Origin of the sequence: Tistlia sp. (assembly GCF_040905785.1) — a bacterium.
Lineage (GTDB): Bacteria > Pseudomonadota > Alphaproteobacteria > Kiloniellales > DSM-21159 > Tistlia.
The window spans coordinates 53,191-68,053 of record NZ_JBBDQW010000005.1; the positions used below are offsets into that span (position 1 = coordinate 53,191).

General features: G+C 71.8%; 9 protein-coding genes. 2 read left to right on the forward strand and 7 right to left on the reverse strand.

Annotated elements, in window-relative coordinates:
- Positions 1 to 29: 29 nt before the first annotated feature.
- From WD341_RS00720 to WD341_RS00740, 5 genes are all read right to left on the reverse strand, one after another.
- Positions 30 to 458, reverse strand: a complete 429-nt coding sequence (locus tag WD341_RS00720) for a universal stress protein (protein ID WP_368423483.1) — start codon at positions 456 to 458, stop codon at positions 30 to 32.
- A 24-nt stretch (positions 459 to 482) separates the two neighbouring features.
- On the reverse strand, positions 483 to 3,122 hold the full coding sequence (locus WD341_RS00725; RefSeq protein ID WP_368423484.1) for a TRAP transporter permease: 2,640 nt from the start codon (positions 3,120 to 3,122) through the stop codon (positions 483 to 485).
- Positions 3,123 to 3,238: 116 nt separating this feature from the next.
- A complete protein-coding gene (locus tag WD341_RS00730) occupies positions 3,239 to 4,219 on the reverse strand; it encodes a TAXI family TRAP transporter solute-binding subunit (RefSeq protein ID WP_368423485.1) in 981 nt (326 codons plus the stop codon).
- A gap of 259 nt (positions 4,220 to 4,478) precedes the next feature.
- A complete protein-coding gene (locus tag WD341_RS00735) occupies positions 4,479 to 5,405 on the reverse strand; it encodes a 3-keto-5-aminohexanoate cleavage protein (RefSeq protein ID WP_368423486.1) in 927 nt (308 codons plus the stop codon).
- A complete protein-coding gene (locus WD341_RS00740) occupies positions 5,402 to 6,733 on the reverse strand; it encodes an aspartate aminotransferase family protein (RefSeq protein WP_368423487.1) in 1,332 nt (443 codons plus the stop codon). Before WD341_RS00740 ends, WD341_RS00735 begins: the two co-directional genes overlap by 4 nt.
- Positions 6,734 to 6,864: 131 nt before the next feature.
- On the opposite strand from WD341_RS00740, the gene WD341_RS00745 reads away from it, so the two are divergent.
- Positions 6,865 to 7,380 carry an adenine phosphoribosyltransferase gene (locus WD341_RS00745; protein ID WP_368423488.1) on the forward strand — a complete coding sequence of 172 codons (516 nt, stop codon included), beginning with the start codon at positions 6,865 to 6,867 and terminating at the stop codon, positions 7,378 to 7,380.
- A 231-nt stretch (positions 7,381 to 7,611) separates the two neighbouring features.
- Positions 7,612 to 12,261 (forward strand): PAS-domain containing protein, encoded by a 4,650-nt coding sequence (locus WD341_RS00750; RefSeq protein WP_368423489.1) that lies wholly within the window; start codon positions 7,612 to 7,614, stop codon positions 12,259 to 12,261.
- 65 nt (positions 12,262 to 12,326) lie between these two features.
- Here WD341_RS00750 and WD341_RS00755 read toward each other — a convergent pair whose 3' ends face one another.
- Entirely contained in the window at positions 12,327 to 13,559 is a 1,233-nt protein-coding gene (locus WD341_RS00755; RefSeq protein ID WP_368423490.1) for an amidase, read from the reverse strand.
- Positions 13,556 to 14,743 carry an MFS transporter gene (locus WD341_RS00760; protein ID WP_368423491.1) on the reverse strand — a complete coding sequence of 396 codons (1,188 nt, stop codon included), beginning with the start codon at positions 14,741 to 14,743 and terminating at the stop codon, positions 13,556 to 13,558. Before WD341_RS00760 ends, WD341_RS00755 begins: the two co-directional genes overlap by 4 nt.
- Positions 14,744 to 14,863: the final 120 nt, after the last annotated feature.

The following is a 14,863-nucleotide window of genomic DNA, read 5'->3' on the forward strand; positions in this document are numbered from 1 at the left end:
ACCGGCGGCGCCGGTCAATCCCGCTCGGCTCAGTCGCGCACGACGAGCACCGAGCAGGCCGCGTGCCGGACGACGCGCGCCGAGTTCGGTCCCAGCAGGTAGTCCTGCAGGCCCGGGTGGTGCGAGGCCATGACGATGAGATCGATGCCGAGCTCGCGCGCGTAGCGCAGTATCTCCTCGTAGGGGCGGCCGTGCCCGACGATGTGCTGGACCTGGATTCCGGCGGGAATGTGCTCGGCGGTGTAGTCGTGCAGGGCCTTGCGCGCGTGCTCGAGCGCGAGCTGCTCCTGGTCCTTGGGAAAGAAGCCCCCGACGATCGACAGGCCGAAATCGGGCACGACCGTAACGACGTGCAGGACGCTGCCGAAGGCCTTGGCCTGGGCCACCGCGACCTCGACCGCCTTGCGCTGGCTTTCGGGCTGGCCCAGGTCGACTGAGAGCAGGATGTGCGGGTACATGGCTTCGCCTCGCTGCTTCGGTCGCTAGAAAGCCGGGACCGTGGCACGGCGCCGCTGCAGGAAGATCACGAGCAGCAGCAGCAGCAGGCCGGGGATGTAGAAGATCTCCTTGGGCATCCGGTCGGCCGGCACCTGGACCTGGACCACGGTGACCGGCACCTCGCCGTAGAAGTCGAAGTTCTGCAGGTCGAAGAAGAAGGTGCTGCCGGGGAAGGGTTCCTCGAGCACCGCCTGCTCGCCCTCGATGCCGACCATGAGGCCGCTGCCCTCCTCGAGCCGCTGGGCGCCGTCGTCGCCGTCGGCGAGCGGCGCCAGCAGCGTCACCCGGTCGATGCGGTCGGGGTTGTTGAAGTTGGGCCCGCTGACGACGATGCGCAGCCTGGTGCCTTCCGGCCGGTCGGCGGCCGCCTCGAACAGCGACGCCGGCGCGACCTCGTCGTAGGGCGCCTGAACCTGATCCAGCCAATAGCCCGGACGGAACAGGGTGAAGGCGACGAGCAGCAGGGCCACCGTCTCCCAGATCCGGTTCCGGGCGAAGAAATAGCCCTGGGTGGCCGCCGCGAAGACCAGCATGGCGAGCGTCGCCTTGGCGAAGATCGCGATCCCGCCCGCCCAGCCGACGTCGATCAGCAGCAGGTCGGTGTTGAAGATGAAGAGGAACGGAAGGATCACTGTGCGCAGCGAGTAGAAGAAGGCGGTGAGGCCGGTCTTGATCGGGTCTCCGCCCGAAATTGCCGCCGCCGCGAAGCTGGCGAGGCCGACCGGTGGCGTCACGTCGGCCATGATGCCGAAGTAGAAGACGAAGAGGTGGACGGCGATCAGCGGCACGATCAGGCCGTTGGCGGCGCCGAGCTCGACGATCACGGGTGCCAGCAGCGAGGACACGACGATGTAGTTCGCGGTCGTCGGCAGGCCCATGCCGAGCACGAGGCTGAGCATCGCCGTCACCACCAGGATGGCCATCAGGTTGCCGCCCGAGATGAACTCGACGAACTCGCTCATGACCTGGCCGACGCCCGTCAGCGTGACGGTGCCGACGATGATGCCGGCGGTCGCCGTCGCGATCGCGATGCCGATCATGTTGCGAGCGCCGGCGATCATGCCTTCGAGCAGCTCGAGGGCGCCGGTGCGGAAGGCCTCCCCCTGCGCGCCCAGCTCGCCGCGGAACAGCGCCTTCAGCGGGCGCTGGGTCAACAGGATGACCAGCATCAGCGCGACCGCGTAGAAGGCCGAGAGCCCCGGCGACTTCTGCTCGATCATCAGGAACCAGACCAGCACGCCGATCGGCAGGATGTAGTGGAGGCCGGTCGGCAGCACCTCGCCGGCGATCGGCAGGCGCACGATCTCACTCTCGGGATCGTCAAGCGCGAGATCCGGCCGGCGCGAGGCGAACCAGACCAGCACGACGTAGCTGGCGAAGAGCGCCAGCAGGAGCACCGGCGTCGCGACCCCGCCCGGCAGGATCGCCCGGATGCCGAGGATGCCGAAGTAGACCAGGCCGGCCAGGATCAGCACCGAGGAGACCGAGATGCCCATCGCCAGCAGGCGCTGCCGGCGGGACCGCTCGACCGGCTTGGGCAGCGCCGCCATGCCCGACTTCAGCGCTTCCAGGTGCACGAGGTAGAGCAGAGCGATGTAGGAGATCGCCGCCGGCAGGAAGGCGTGCTTGATGACGTCGATGTAGGGGATGCCGACGTACTCGACCATCAGGAAGGCGGCGGCGCCCATGACCGGCGGCATGATCTGGCCGTTGACCGAGGCGGCGACCTCGACCGAGCCGGCCTTCTCGGGCGAGAAGCCCACGCGCTTCATGAGCGGGATCGTGAAGGTCCCGGTGGTCACCACGTTGGCGATCGAGGAGCCGGAGATCACGCCGGTCATCGCCGAGCCGACCACGGCGGCCTTGGCGGGCCCGCCGCGCAGGTGGCCGAGCAGGGCGAAGGCCAGATTGATGAAGTAGTTGCCAGCACCCGCCTTGTCGAGCAGCGAGCCGAACAGCACGAACAGGAAGACGAAGGATGTCGAGACGCCCAGGGCGATGCCGAACACGCCCTCGGTGGTCAGCCACATATGCTCCATGGCGCGCCGGGTCGTGGCGCCGCCCCAGCGGATCACGTCCGGCACGAGGTCGCTCGAGCCGAAGAAGACGTAGAGCAGGAAGATGACGGCGATCACCGCCAGCGGCGGGCCGAGGGCGCGCCGCGTCGCCTCGAGTAGCAGGATCAGGCCGACGACGCCGATCGCGACCTGCAGCTCGGTCGAGCGCCCGGCGCTCGCGGTCACCGAGAGGATCTCGTAGAACCAGTAGAGGTAGCTGGCGCAGAAGGCGGCGACCAGTGCCAGGATCCAGTCGAGCCACGGCACGTGATCGCGCGGGCTGCGCTTGAAGGCGGGATAGGCGCAGAAGGCCAGGAACAGCGCGAGCCCGAGGTGGATCGAGCGGGTCTCGGTATCGTTGAGGACCAGCGAGAAGGGCAGCTCGGCGGAGATCCAGAAGGGCAGCGGCGAAGCGATCCAGATCTGGAACAGCGACCAGAAGACGGCGAGGCCCGCGATCAGGACGGCGACCCTTCCGGTCGGGCTGCGCGCGCCGGAATCCGAGGCGGCGACCAAGTCCGCGAGCTCTTCGTCGCTCAGCTTCTTCGGTTCGTCGAGTTTCGCCATCGCTGCCCCCGAGACTCCCGTTCACGCAGCAATGGCTCCCTCGCCGCCCTGCGCCTGCCCCCGGCCGACCAAAAAAGGGCCGGCGGGAGGGTGCTCCTCCCGCCGGCCGTAGCCGGTTACATCCAGCCCTGTTCCTTGTAGTACTTCTCGGCGCCCGGATGGAGCGGCGCCGACAGGCCGTCCTTGATCATCTCCTCGGGCTCGAGGTTGGCGAAGGCCGGATGCAGGGCCTTGAAGTCCTCGAAGTTCTCGAACACCCCCTTGACGAGCTCGTAGACGACGGCCTCCGGCACGTCGGCGCTGCTGACCAGGGTGGCGCCGACGCCGAAGGTGGTCACGTCCGCATCGCTGCCGCGGTACATGCCGCCCGGGATCGTTGCGACGCGGTAGTAGGGGTTGTCGTCGACCAGCTTCTGGATCGCCTCGCCGTCGACGTTGACCAGCACCGACTCGCAGGCGGTCGTCGCCTCCTGGATCGAGCCGTTCGGGTGGCCGACGGTGTAGATGATCGCGTCGACCTTGTTGTCGCAGAGCGCCTGGCTCTGCTCGGCCGGCTTCAGCTCGGAGGCAAGGGAGAAGTCGCTCTCGCTCCAGCCCTTGGCCTCGAGCACGACGTCCATGGTGGCACGCTGTCCGGAGCCGGGGTTGCCGACGTTGACGCGCTTGCCCTTCAGGTCGTCGAAGTTCTCGATGCCGGAATCGCTGCGGGCGACCACGGTGAAGGGCTCCGGGTGCAGCGAGAAGACCGCGCGCAAGTTGTCGAAGGCGCCCTGGTCCTGGAACTGCGAGGTGCCATGGAAGGCATGGTGCTGCCAGTCGGACTGGGCGACGCCGAACTCGAGCTCGCCGTTGCGGATCGCGTTGATGTTGTAGATCGAGCCGCCGGTCGACTCGACGGCGCAGCGGATGCCGTGCTCCTTGCGGTTCTTGTTGACCAGGCGGCAGATCGCACCGCCGGCCGGGTAGTAGACGCCCGTGACGCCGCCCGTGCCGATCGAGATGTACTGCTGCTCGGCCGCCGTGGCGCCGGTCGTGGCCGCGCCGTAGACTCCGGCGGCCAGGGCCAGCGCAAGGCCCGTGAGTGCGATTCTCTTCATGACTGCTTCAACCTCCGACGTTCCCGTGAACGAGTTCCCGGGGCCGGACCGCAGCGACGTCACCCTGCCCGGTGCCGGACCGTGCGGCCGGCGACCCATCCCTCGACATCCCGCGCGCAGGCGCGGAGCCGGGTTCCGGAGATCGGCCGTCCCCCGACGGCCGGGCAGCGCAAGGCGCCCGCGATCCTCCCCGTTGTTGCGGCCGCTGCCGTCGGCATCGGCCGGAGCCGGGCATTGAACACGCTCGGACCGGGATTGGCTAGTCCGCGATTGCCGGCCCCGCACCGCCGGGCGACGCAACCGCCGGGCGACCGGTGCCCTCCGCCGCCATCAGCCGCCGTGCGGCCTCGGCATCGGCCAGGGGCCGCCCGATGCCACGCGCCGCGCCGGCGACCGCCGCCACGGCCGCGGCGTTGTCCGGCGCCAATGTCCCGTCGGCCAGCTGCAGGTTGTTCTCGAAGCCGACCCGGACATGGCCGCCGAGCGTCGCGGCGGCGAGCGCGCAGGCGGTTTCCCGGGGCCCGAAGGCACAGAGCGACCAGACCTCGCCGGCCGCCGGCGGCCGCACCGCGAGGAAGGGCAGCAGGTCAGACGGCTGCGAGCGCTGCCCGGCGCTGTAGCGGCCGAGCACATAGAGCAGGGAGCGCTCGCCGGCGGGTATCACGCCGCCGCGCCTGAGCGCCAGGAAGCGCTCGAGGTCGGCCGGGTCGTAGAGGATGAACTGGGCCAGGACCCCGGCCTCCGCCAGTTCGGCGAGGAAGCCGGCAGCCTCTGCCTCCGCACCGGCGTCGGGGACCAGCTCGCGCAGCGCCAGGCTGACCGCCTCCGGCTGGACCGCGCGCACGCAGGCCATCTGCTCGGCGCGGCCGAAGCGGCCGACCTGCTCGGTCGTGATCTGCACGATCATCGCCGCGCCGACGCGCTCGCGGATCGCCGCCGTCGCCTCGCGGTAGCGGCCGGCGTCCAGGCTGTGCCCACCGGCGTTGTCGCGCACGTGGAGGTGGAGCAGGCAGGCGCCGGCCGCCAGGCAGGAGGCCGCGGTCTCCGCCAGCTCGCCCGGCTCGATCGGCAGCGCCGGGTGGTCGGCCCTGGTCTTGCGCGCGCCGTTCGGCGCCACCGCCAGGATCAGCGGCGGCCAATCGTCAGGAACGCTCTCCGCGCCGGCCGCGCCTTCGGCCCCGGTCATGCCGGCTCCGACAGCACCGAATCGATGGCGCGGCCCAGCTTGTCGACGATCTCCGCCACCTCGGCCTCGCCGATGATGAAGGGCGGCGCCAGCAGCACGTGGTCGCCGGCGACGCCGTCGGCCGTGCCGCCGCCCGGATAGCACATCAGGCCCTCGGCCATGGCGCGCTCCTTGATCCGCGCGTGCAGCCGGCGCGCCGGGTCGAAGGGCTGCTTGGAGCCGCGGTCCTCGACCAGCTCGACGCCGAGGAACAGGCCACGGCCGCGGATGTCGCCGACATGGGCGTGGTTGCCGAAGCGCTCCTCCAGCGCTTCGCGCAGCGCCGTCCCCTGGCGCTGCACGTTCTCCAGCAGGCCCTCGCGCTCGATCGTGCGCTGCACCTCGAGACCGCCGGCGCAGGCCGTCGGGTGGCCGATGTAGGTGAAGCCGTGATGGAAGAAGCCGCTGGCACCGACGATCGTGTCGTAGATCTCGCCGGACAGCAGGCAGGCGCCGATCGGCTGGTAGCCGGCGCCCAGGCCCTTCGCGCAGGTCAGGATGTCGGGCGCGATGCCCTCGTCCTCGCAGGCGAACAGCCGGCCGGTGCGCCCCATGCCGCTCATCACCTCGTCGAGGATCAGCAGGATGCCGTGGCGGTCGCAGATCTCGCGCACCCGCTTGAAATAGCCCGGCACCGCCGGCACCGCGCCGAGCGTCGCCCCGACCACGGTCTCGGCGACGAAGGCGATGACCGTCTCGGCGCCGAGTTCCAGGATCTTCGCCTCGAGCTCGTCGGCGACGCGCCGGCCGTAGTCCTCCTCGCTCTCCGCGGCCTGCTTGCCGCGATAGGCGTAGCAGGGGCCGACGTGGTGGGTATCGAGCAGGATCGGGGCGAAGATCGCCCGGCGCCCGGGATTGCCGCCGACCGAGAGCGCGCCCAGGGTATTGCCGTGGTAGCTCTGGTGGCGGCCGATGAAGTGCCGGCGCCCCGTCTCCCCCTTCTCCCAGAAGTACTGGCGTGCCAGCTTCAGGGCGGTCTCGTTGGCCTCGGAGCCGCCGGACACGAAATAGACCTTCTCGAGGCCCGCCGGCGCCCGCGCGATCAGGTGCTCGGCGAGCCGCTCGGACGGCTCGTTGGTGAAGAAGGAGGTGTGGGCGTAGGGCAGCCGGTCGAGCTGCTCCTTGATCGCCTCGACGACCGGCCGGCAGCTGTGGCCGAGACAGGACACCGCGGCGCCGCCGCTGGCGTCGAGGTAGCGCCGCCCTTCGCTGTCGATGACGTAGGGGCCGTCGCCGGCGACGGCGAGCGGCAGGACGGACTTCGGCTGGCGGTGCAGGATGGCGCTCATCGGGCGGCTGGCTCCGGGATTTCCCCGGCAGGGCGCCGGAGTGGCGGGTTGGCCCCAGGGCCGATTGTTCCCGGGGGGGTTCGCCGCTAGCTTAGCGCCGCCATTGACGCGAAGCGAGGGGGCGGTCCCGCATGGACCTCAAGGACCACATCCGCAGCATTCCGGACTTTCCGAAGCCGGGCATCCTGTTCTACGACATCTCGACCCTGCTCGCCGAGCCGAGCGCCTGGAAGGTCACGGTCGAGCGCCTGGCGGAGCTCGTGGAGCCCTACCGGCCGGCCCTGCTGATCGGCATCGAATCGCGCGGCTTCCTGACCGCCGCACCGCTCGCCCTGCGGCTCGGCCTGGGCTTCGCCATGGTCCGCAAGAAGAACAAGCTGCCCGGCGCGACGGTCGAGCACACCTACGATCTCGAGTACGGCAGCGACACCATCGAGATCCAGGCCGACGCGGTCGAGCCCGGCCAGCGGGTGGTCATCCTCGACGACCTGCTCGCGACCGGCGGCACGGCGGCAGCCGCCGTGCATCTGCTGCGCTCCGTCGGCGCCGAGGTCGCCGCCGCCGCCTTCATCATCGAGCTCGCCTTCCTGCAAGGCCGCGACAAGCTCGACCTGCCCGTCCACACGCTGATCTCCTACGACGACTGACGAGGGCGGAGGTCTCGGGCGCGGCCCCCAGGGCTGTAAAGCGGCGCGAGCAGGTACCGGCCGGCAGCAACTACCTCTGCGCGACATTTCGCGCAGCGCGCGTCCCTTTAGTTTTGTATTAACGGCGGATTAACGAGCCCCTCGATAGGTTGGGCTGATCGAGGAGCGGACCGTCGGCGCCGGTAGAGGCGCAGGACCGTCCGCCCTCTGCTTGGGCGGGCTTCACAGCGGATGTATTTCGGCCTGAGTTCGAGCGTCGGCCTTGCAGGCCTCGTCGTCGTCGCCCTGCTTGGCGGGTTCAGCCTGCTGACACTGGCCACGGCGCCGGACCGCCGCAGGCTGCGGCCCTGGCTCGCCTGCCCGCCGCTGGCGCTGCTCGCCGGGGCGCTTTTCGCAGCACGGCCCGCCGCGGCGGCCCTTGAGCTCGCCTTCCTCGCACTGGCGCTGGCGAGTCTCCTCGCGATCTGGTCGGAACGGGCGCTGCCCCGAAGGCTGGGGCTGGCATTGCTGGCCGGCGCCCTGCTGCTGCCGGTCGGCGTCCTGCTGATCGGGACCGCCACGGGCGCGGCTGCCGAGGGTGCCTGGGTCCAGCTCGTCCAGGTCAGCTCCCTGCTGCCGCTCACGGCCGGCGCCCTCGCCTTTGCCGCGCCTGCGCCCGATCCGGCCGCGGGCGCGACGCGCGCGCTGCGCGCCGCCGGCGCCCTGCTGCTGGCGCTGGCCTGCGGTCTGACGCTGGTCGCCCTGGCGGCTCCGGCCGGGGCCGCGGCCTCGGAGGGGCTGGCGCTGGGACGCCTCGGGTCTCTCGCCCTGCTGCCGGCGCTCGCCGGCCTCGCCTCGCTGGTCGCGCAGAACGCCCGGCTGCGCCGCGAGGCGGCGGACAGCGCGGAACGACTGCGCGATCTCGTCGAGATCAGCTCGGACTGGCTGTGGGAAACGGATTCCGAGCATCGCCTGACCTCCATCTCGCCGCGCTACGCCGGGGTGTCGGGGCTGGACCCTGCGCTCGTGCTCGGCATGACGCGCATGGAGGCGACGGGCGGAACGGCCGCGGACGCGCGCTGGCAGGCCCACCTCGCCGACCTGGAGGCGCGCCGGCCGTTCAGCGACTTCGTGTACGACCTGCGGATACCGGGCCAGCCGGAGCGCAGCTGCCGGGTCAGCGGCCGCCCGATCTTCGATGTGGCGGGCCGCTTCACGGGCTACCGGGGCATCGGCGACGACGTCACGACGATACGCCGTGCCGAGCAGGCCGTCCGGCGCCTGCAGGGTCGCCTACAGAGCGCCCTGGTCAGCCTGGACCACGGCTTCGCGCTGTTCGACGAGGAGGAGCGGCTGGTCGTCTTCAACCAGGCCTATCAAAGCTTCGCGCCGGGCCTGGCCGCCGTCCTGAAGCCGGGACTGAGCTTCGAAGAGGTCATCGGGGCCGTCTGGGACCTCGGCGCGTACAGCAGTCGCGAGCCCGACCGCGCCGCCTACGTCGAGCGCCGGCTCGAGCAGCACCGCAACGCCCCCTACGAGGTGGTCCAGACGCTGGACGACGGCACCATCCTGCAGATCTCCGGCATGCCGACCGAGGAAGGCGGCCGCGTCGTCCTGCTCGCCGACATCACCGAGCGGCGGCAGCGCGAGCGCGTGCTGGAGACCCTGGTCCGGCGCCGCGACGACGAGACGACGCTGGAGGCGATCGCCGAGGCGACCGCCATCGCCAGCGGCCTGCCCGGCGCCGGCGTCTTCCGGCGACTGGAGGACGGCCGCGTCGAGCTGGCGGCTTGGTCGGGCGAACTGGCGCCGGCGCCGGGCACGCCAGCCGGCTTCGACGGCCCGTGCAGCCGGCACGGCGAGCCGCTCGAAACCTTCGCTGGTCGCGATGCCGGCAAGGTCTTCGCCGGCTGCGATCCGATCGAGGCGAGCGGCGCCGCCGCCTGCTTCTGCCGCCGCCTGGAGCTCGGCGACGGCACGGTGCTCGGCTACCTGGTCGCCCTCGACGGGCAACCGCGCGACAGCAACCCGATCAACCCCGACCTGCTGAACCTGGTTGCGCGCAGCGCCCTGCTCGAGCTTCGCCGCTTGCAGAGCGAGACGGCGCTGAGGCTCAGCGAGCAGCGTTTCCGCGACATCGCCGAGATCAACAGCGACTGGATCTGGGAGAGCGATGCCGAGCAGCGCTACACCTACCTGTCGCCGCGCTTTTCCAGCGTCACCGGCATCCCCCTCGAGGAGGTTCTCGGCAAGACGCGCATGGAGCTGGCCGGAGCCGACCTCTCCGATCCGCTCTGGCAGGCCCATCTCGCCGACCTGGCGGCCCACCGGGATATCCGGGAGTTCGTCTACTCGGCGCGTTTCGCCGACGCTGCCCAGCCCCGCCGCTACCGGATCACCGGCAAGGCGCTGTTCGACGAGCAGGGCGCCTTCCTGGGCTACCGCGGCACCGCCAACGACATCACCGAGATCGTCGAGACGCGGGCTGCCGCCGAGACCCTGCGGGTCCAGCTGACCGCGGCGGTGACCGCCCTGCCCGACGGCTTCGCGCTGTTCGACCCGGACGAACGCCTGGTCATCTGCAACGAAGCCTACCGCCGGATCACCCCGGCTCTCGGCGCGGCTGCCGTGCCGGGCGCGAGCTTCGAGGCCATCGTGCGCGCAGCCCTTGCCGACGGCCTGTTCGACCTGTCCGGTGCGGATCCCGAGAGCTTCGTCGCGGCGCGCCTGGCCCGCCACCGCGCGGCACCCTACCGCATCGAGCTCGACTACGCCGACGGGCGCGCCGTGCAGATCTCGGGGGCCCGCACGCCAGACGGCGGCAGTGTGCTGCTCTGGACCGACATCGGCGTTCACGTCCGGCGCGAGCGCGTGCTGTCGATCCTCGTCGAGAGCCGCACCCGCGGCCGCGACCTCCTGGAGGCCGCTTCGGAAGCGCTCCACACCGGCCTCGGCTTCCGCTGGGCCGGCGTCGCCCGGCGCGACGAGGCGCTTCCCGGCCAGGCCGACGTACTGGCACTGTGGGACGGCAAGCTGGGCGAGCCGGGCGCAACCTTCAGCTATCCCCTGGCCGGCACGCCCTGCGACCGGGTCTACAACGGCGAGCCCCGCTCCTTCTGGCCCCGCAACGTCGCGGTGCGCTTCCCGCTGGACACCTACCTGGCCGAACAGGGCGCGGAGGCCTACCTCGGCCAACTGCTGCTCGACGGCGAGGGCCGCGTCCTCGGCCACATCTTCGCGCTGCACGACGCGCCGGTGACGGCGCGGCCGGGCGACGACGAGATCGTGCGGCTGGTCGCCAACGCCGTGACCATCGAGCTGCAGCGCCTGGAGGCCGCACGGGAGCGCGACCGCGCCGCCGAGCTGCTGCGGATCGTCTTCGAGAACGTCGGCGCCGGCATCACGGTGGTCGACCGGGACCTGCGCGTCATTGGCTACAACGACCGCTTCCGCGAGCTGCTGGAGTTCCCGCCCGGGCTGCTGGCGAGCGGCAGCTTCGAGGCGATGGTCCGCTACAACGCCGAGCGCGGCGAGTACGGACCGGGCGACATCGAGGATCAGATCCGCCGCCGACTCGAGCTGGCCCGGCGCTTCGAAGGGCACCGCTTCGAGCGGCGCCGTCCGAACGGAAGCTTCCTGGAGGTGCGCGGCGACCCGCTGCCCGGCGGCGGCTTCGTGACCACCTACACCGACGTCACCGAGCGCCGGCGCATCGAGGACGCATTGCGCGAGAGCGAGCTGCGCTACCGGCTGATCTCCGAGATGACCTCGGACCTACTCTACTCCTTCCGGATCGAGCCCGATGGCACGCCGGTCGCCGAGTGGGCCGCCGGCAACCTCGGCGACCTCTGCCTGGATCTCAGCGACCACGAGGAGCCAGGCAGCGCCTGGCGGGCCTGCCGCAGTCTCTTCCACCCCGAGGACCAGGACACGCTCGCGGCACGCGACCGCCGGATGATGGCCGGCGAGAGCTCGATCGACGAGGTTCGGATGCTGCTGGAGGGCGACCGGCTGCTCTGGGTCAGGCTGCACGGACGGCCGGAGCTCGACCCGAACAGCGGGCGCGTCGTGCGCATCCTCGGCGCCGCCCAGGACGTCACCGAGCGCCGGCAGACCGAGACCGAGCTTCGCGGTGCCATGGAGACCGCCGAACTGGCGAATCGCGCCAAGAACGAGTTCCTGGCAACCATGAGCCACGAGCTGCGCACGCCGCTCAACGCCATCATCGGCTTCTCGGAGATCATGGCCCAGGAGCTGATCGGACCGCTCGGCAACGCGCGCTACCGCTCCTACTCCCAGGACATCCGGGACAGCGGCACCCACCTGCTGGACATCATCAACGACATCCTGGACGTCTCGAAGGCCGAGGCCGGCATGCTGGAGCTCACCGAGGAGGAGCTGGATTTGGCGGCGACCGTGGCCGCCAGCCTGCGGCTGATCCGCCCGCGCGCGGAGCGCGGCGGCGTGCGACTCGTCGAGGCGGTGCCCGAGGGCCTGCCGAGCCTGCTCGCCGACCCGCGCCGCCTGAAGCAGGTCCTGCTCAACCTGCTCTCGAATGCGGTCAAGTTCACCCCCGCCGGCGGTCTCGTCTCGGTCGACGCCTGGCTGGAGGGCGACGGCGGGCTCGCCGTGCAGGTCACCGACACGGGCATCGGCATCAAGCCTGAGGACCTGCAGCGGGTCCTCGAGCCCTTCACCCAGGTCGACACCGGCTTCAACCGCCGCCACGAAGGCACCGGGCTCGGGCTGCCGCTGACCAAGGCGCTGGTCGAGCTGCACGGCGGCTCGCTCGAGCTCAGCCGCTCCGGCCAGGGCGGCACCTGCGCGCTGATCCGCTTTCCGGCCTTCCGCGTCCAGCCCCGGGACGACCGGCGCCCGCTGCGCTCGCTGCTGACCAACTGAGGCGGCACGAGCCGCGCCAGGATCACCCGCCCGGAATCGGCCGCGCCAGGATCCGGCGGACGGGATCAGCCCGGCAGAGTCACGAACCGCTCCGCGAAGGCGAGCAGCGCGCCGTCGCTGCCGGCCGGGCCGATCAGCGACAGGCCCAGGGGACAGCCGTCGAGGGTCGCGACCGGCAGGTTGACCTGGGGCAGGCCGGAGAGACCGGCGATCGAGGTCAGCGACAGAACATTGCCGCGGTGCTGGCGCAGGGCCTCGGGGTCGGCATCCAGCCGCGGCGCGATCGAGGGCGCCGTCGGCAGCAGCAGCAGCGTGCCCGGCGCCAGCAGCCCCTGGAGACGCTCGGAAAAGTCGGCGCGGGCCGCCGTTGCGCTCGCGATCTCCTCCTCGCCGAGGCTCCAGACCCACTGGAAGCGCTCGGCGATCTCGGGGCCGAAGTGCGGGCGCGTCTCGTCGATCCAGTCGCCGTGCACCGCGCGGATCTCACCACCCTGGATTTGCCGGAAGCGCCACATCCAGGCTTCCAGCCCGCCGCCGGGCTCGCCGACGACCAGCGGCGCCGCCTTGCCGACCCGCTGTTCCAGGCGCAGGCGCCAGGGTTCCAGGGCCGCCCGGGCGGCGGGTGTCGCCAGGGCCCAGGCATCCTCGGGGAGCAGCAGGCGCTCGAAGGGCGGCTGTGGGCCGTCCTCGCCGAGCAGCACCGCCCCGACGCGGCCCAGGGTCTCGGCGTCGCGGGCGAACCAGCCGACCGTGTCGAAGCTCGGCGCCAGGGGCATGACGCCGCTGATGTCGACGCGGCCGTGGGTCGGGCGCAGGCCGTAGAGGCCACAGTAGCTCGCCGGCACGCGGATCGAGCCGCCCGTGTCGCTGCCCAGCGCGGCGTCGCAGAGGCCGCCTGCGACCGCCGAGGCGGAGCCGCTCGACGAGCCGCCGGGAATCCGGCCCGGCGCGTTGCTGTTGGCGGGCGTGCCGTAGTGGAAGTTCTGGCCGTTCAGGCTGTAGGCCAGCTCGTCGGACACCGTCTTGCCGACCAGGGTCGCCCCGGCCTGCAGCAGGGCCGCCACCGCCGCCGCGTGCTCGGCGGCAGGCGCATGGCTGCGCGCCCAGTCCGGGTTGCCGCAGCCGGTCACGGTGCCGGCCACGTCGAAGATGTCCTTGGCGGCGAAGGTCAGCCCGGCGAGCGGCCCCAGCCCGCTCGGCCCGACCTCGAAGCGACCGCCGGGGACGAAGGCGCCCAGGGGATCGCGGGTTTCGGGTGCTGCGCTCTGGGGCGCGTCGCTCTCGGGGGTACCGCTCATCCTTCTCTCCTCGTCGTCTCGATGGCGTCCCGGTGGGCGCGCCAGAGCGCCATCAGGACGACCAGGGTGCAGATCGCCGCCAGCGTGCCCGGCAGGCCCCAGGAGGCCGACAGCTCGGTCGCCACGCCGCCGACCGCCGGCCCGGCCAGGCTGCCCGCCGAATAGACCATGATGAAGGCGGCGTTGGCGACCGCCAGCTCCTGGGTCTCGAAGCGCTCGCCGAGCAGCGCCAGGCCGAGGTTGTAGAACGCCAGGACCGCGCCGCCGAGCAGGAAGCAGAGCACGCCGGCCGCCAGCGGGCTGCCGCCGAACAGACCGAGCGCCACCGCCGAGGCCACGCCGACCAGGCCCGCCAGCGCCAGGGCCGGGCGCCGCGACCAGCGGTCGCCGAGCCAGCCGAGCGGCAGCTGCAGCAGGATGCCGCCGACTAGGAAGACCGTCAGCAGCAGCAGCGCCGAGGGTTCGTCGAGGCCGTTGCGGACGCCGAATATCGGCAGCAGCGAAAAGCTGGCGAACTCGGCGAAGCCCGCCGCCAGCGCCGCCAGCAGCATGGTCGGCGACCGGCCGACGACCTGGATCAGCCGCAGGCCGGGCCGCTGCGCGAGGGGCGGCGCCAGGGACATGACCGGCAGCAGCGGCAGCACCGCCAGGGCGGTCGCCAGGCCGATGACCAGGAACGGCAGCCAGCCCTCCGTGCCGACCAGGGTCAGCAGCGCGGGCCCGATCGCGAAGCCGGCGAAGAGGGCCGCGGAATAGATCGCGATGATCCGGCCGCGGTTGTGGGACAGCGCGACGGCGTTGATCCAGGTCTCGCCCATCAGCCAGGGCAAGGCCAGCCCGGCGCCGGCCAGAAAGCGCAGGATCGCCCAGGCGGCGAGGCTGGGCACCAGCGGCATGACCGCGATCGAGGTGGCGGCGAGCGCGCAGCCGAGCATCATCGCCCGGGCCGTGCCGAGCCGGGCCGCCAGGCTGCGCAGGGCGGGCAGCAGCAGGATGTTGGCCAGGGTCGGCAGCGCGCCGACCAGCCCGATCGTGCCGGCGTCCTCGCCCCAGCGCTCGAGCACCAGCGACGTCAGCGGAATCGATGCCCCGAAGGCGATGCCGATGCCCAGCATGTGGAGCACGATGGCGATGACGCTGCGGCGGCGGTCGCGGTCGGTGAAGGCAGGCGGGCTGCTGTCCATCGATCCGCTCTAGCCGCTCCGGCGGCGGCGGTCCATGGCCGGCGCGGAGGGGCTGCCATGCGGGCGCACCGGCGGCCGGACCGGCGCTCCGCTGGCGGCGCGCCCCGGTCGACAGGCGCG

What these genes read in the sequence shown, in the direction of transcription:
- WD341_RS00720 (WP_368423483.1), bottom strand. Translation starts at nt 458, where the DNA reads ATGTACCCGCACATCCTGCTCTCAGTCGACCTGGGCCAGCCCGAAAGC.
- WD341_RS00725 (WP_368423484.1), bottom strand. Translation starts at nt 3,122, where the DNA reads ATGGCGAAACTCGACGAACCGAAGAAGCTGAGCGACGAAGAGCTCGCG.
- WD341_RS00730 (WP_368423485.1), bottom strand. Translation starts at nt 4,219, where the DNA reads ATGAAGAGAATCGCACTCACGGGCCTTGCGCTGGCCCTGGCCGCCGGA.
- WD341_RS00735 (WP_368423486.1), bottom strand. Translation starts at nt 5,405, where the DNA reads ATGACCGGGGCCGAAGGCGCGGCCGGCGCGGAGAGCGTTCCTGACGAT.
- WD341_RS00740 (WP_368423487.1), bottom strand. Translation starts at nt 6,733, where the DNA reads ATGAGCGCCATCCTGCACCGCCAGCCGAAGTCCGTCCTGCCGCTCGCC.
- WD341_RS00745 (WP_368423488.1), top strand. Translation starts at nt 6,865, where the DNA reads ATGGACCTCAAGGACCACATCCGCAGCATTCCGGACTTTCCGAAGCCG.
- WD341_RS00750 (WP_368423489.1), top strand. Translation starts at nt 7,612, where the DNA reads ATGTATTTCGGCCTGAGTTCGAGCGTCGGCCTTGCAGGCCTCGTCGTC.
- WD341_RS00755 (WP_368423490.1), bottom strand. Translation starts at nt 13,559, where the DNA reads ATGAGCGGTACCCCCGAGAGCGACGCGCCCCAGAGCGCAGCACCCGAA.
- WD341_RS00760 (WP_368423491.1), bottom strand. Translation starts at nt 14,743, where the DNA reads ATGGACAGCAGCCCGCCTGCCTTCACCGACCGCGACCGCCGCCGCAGC.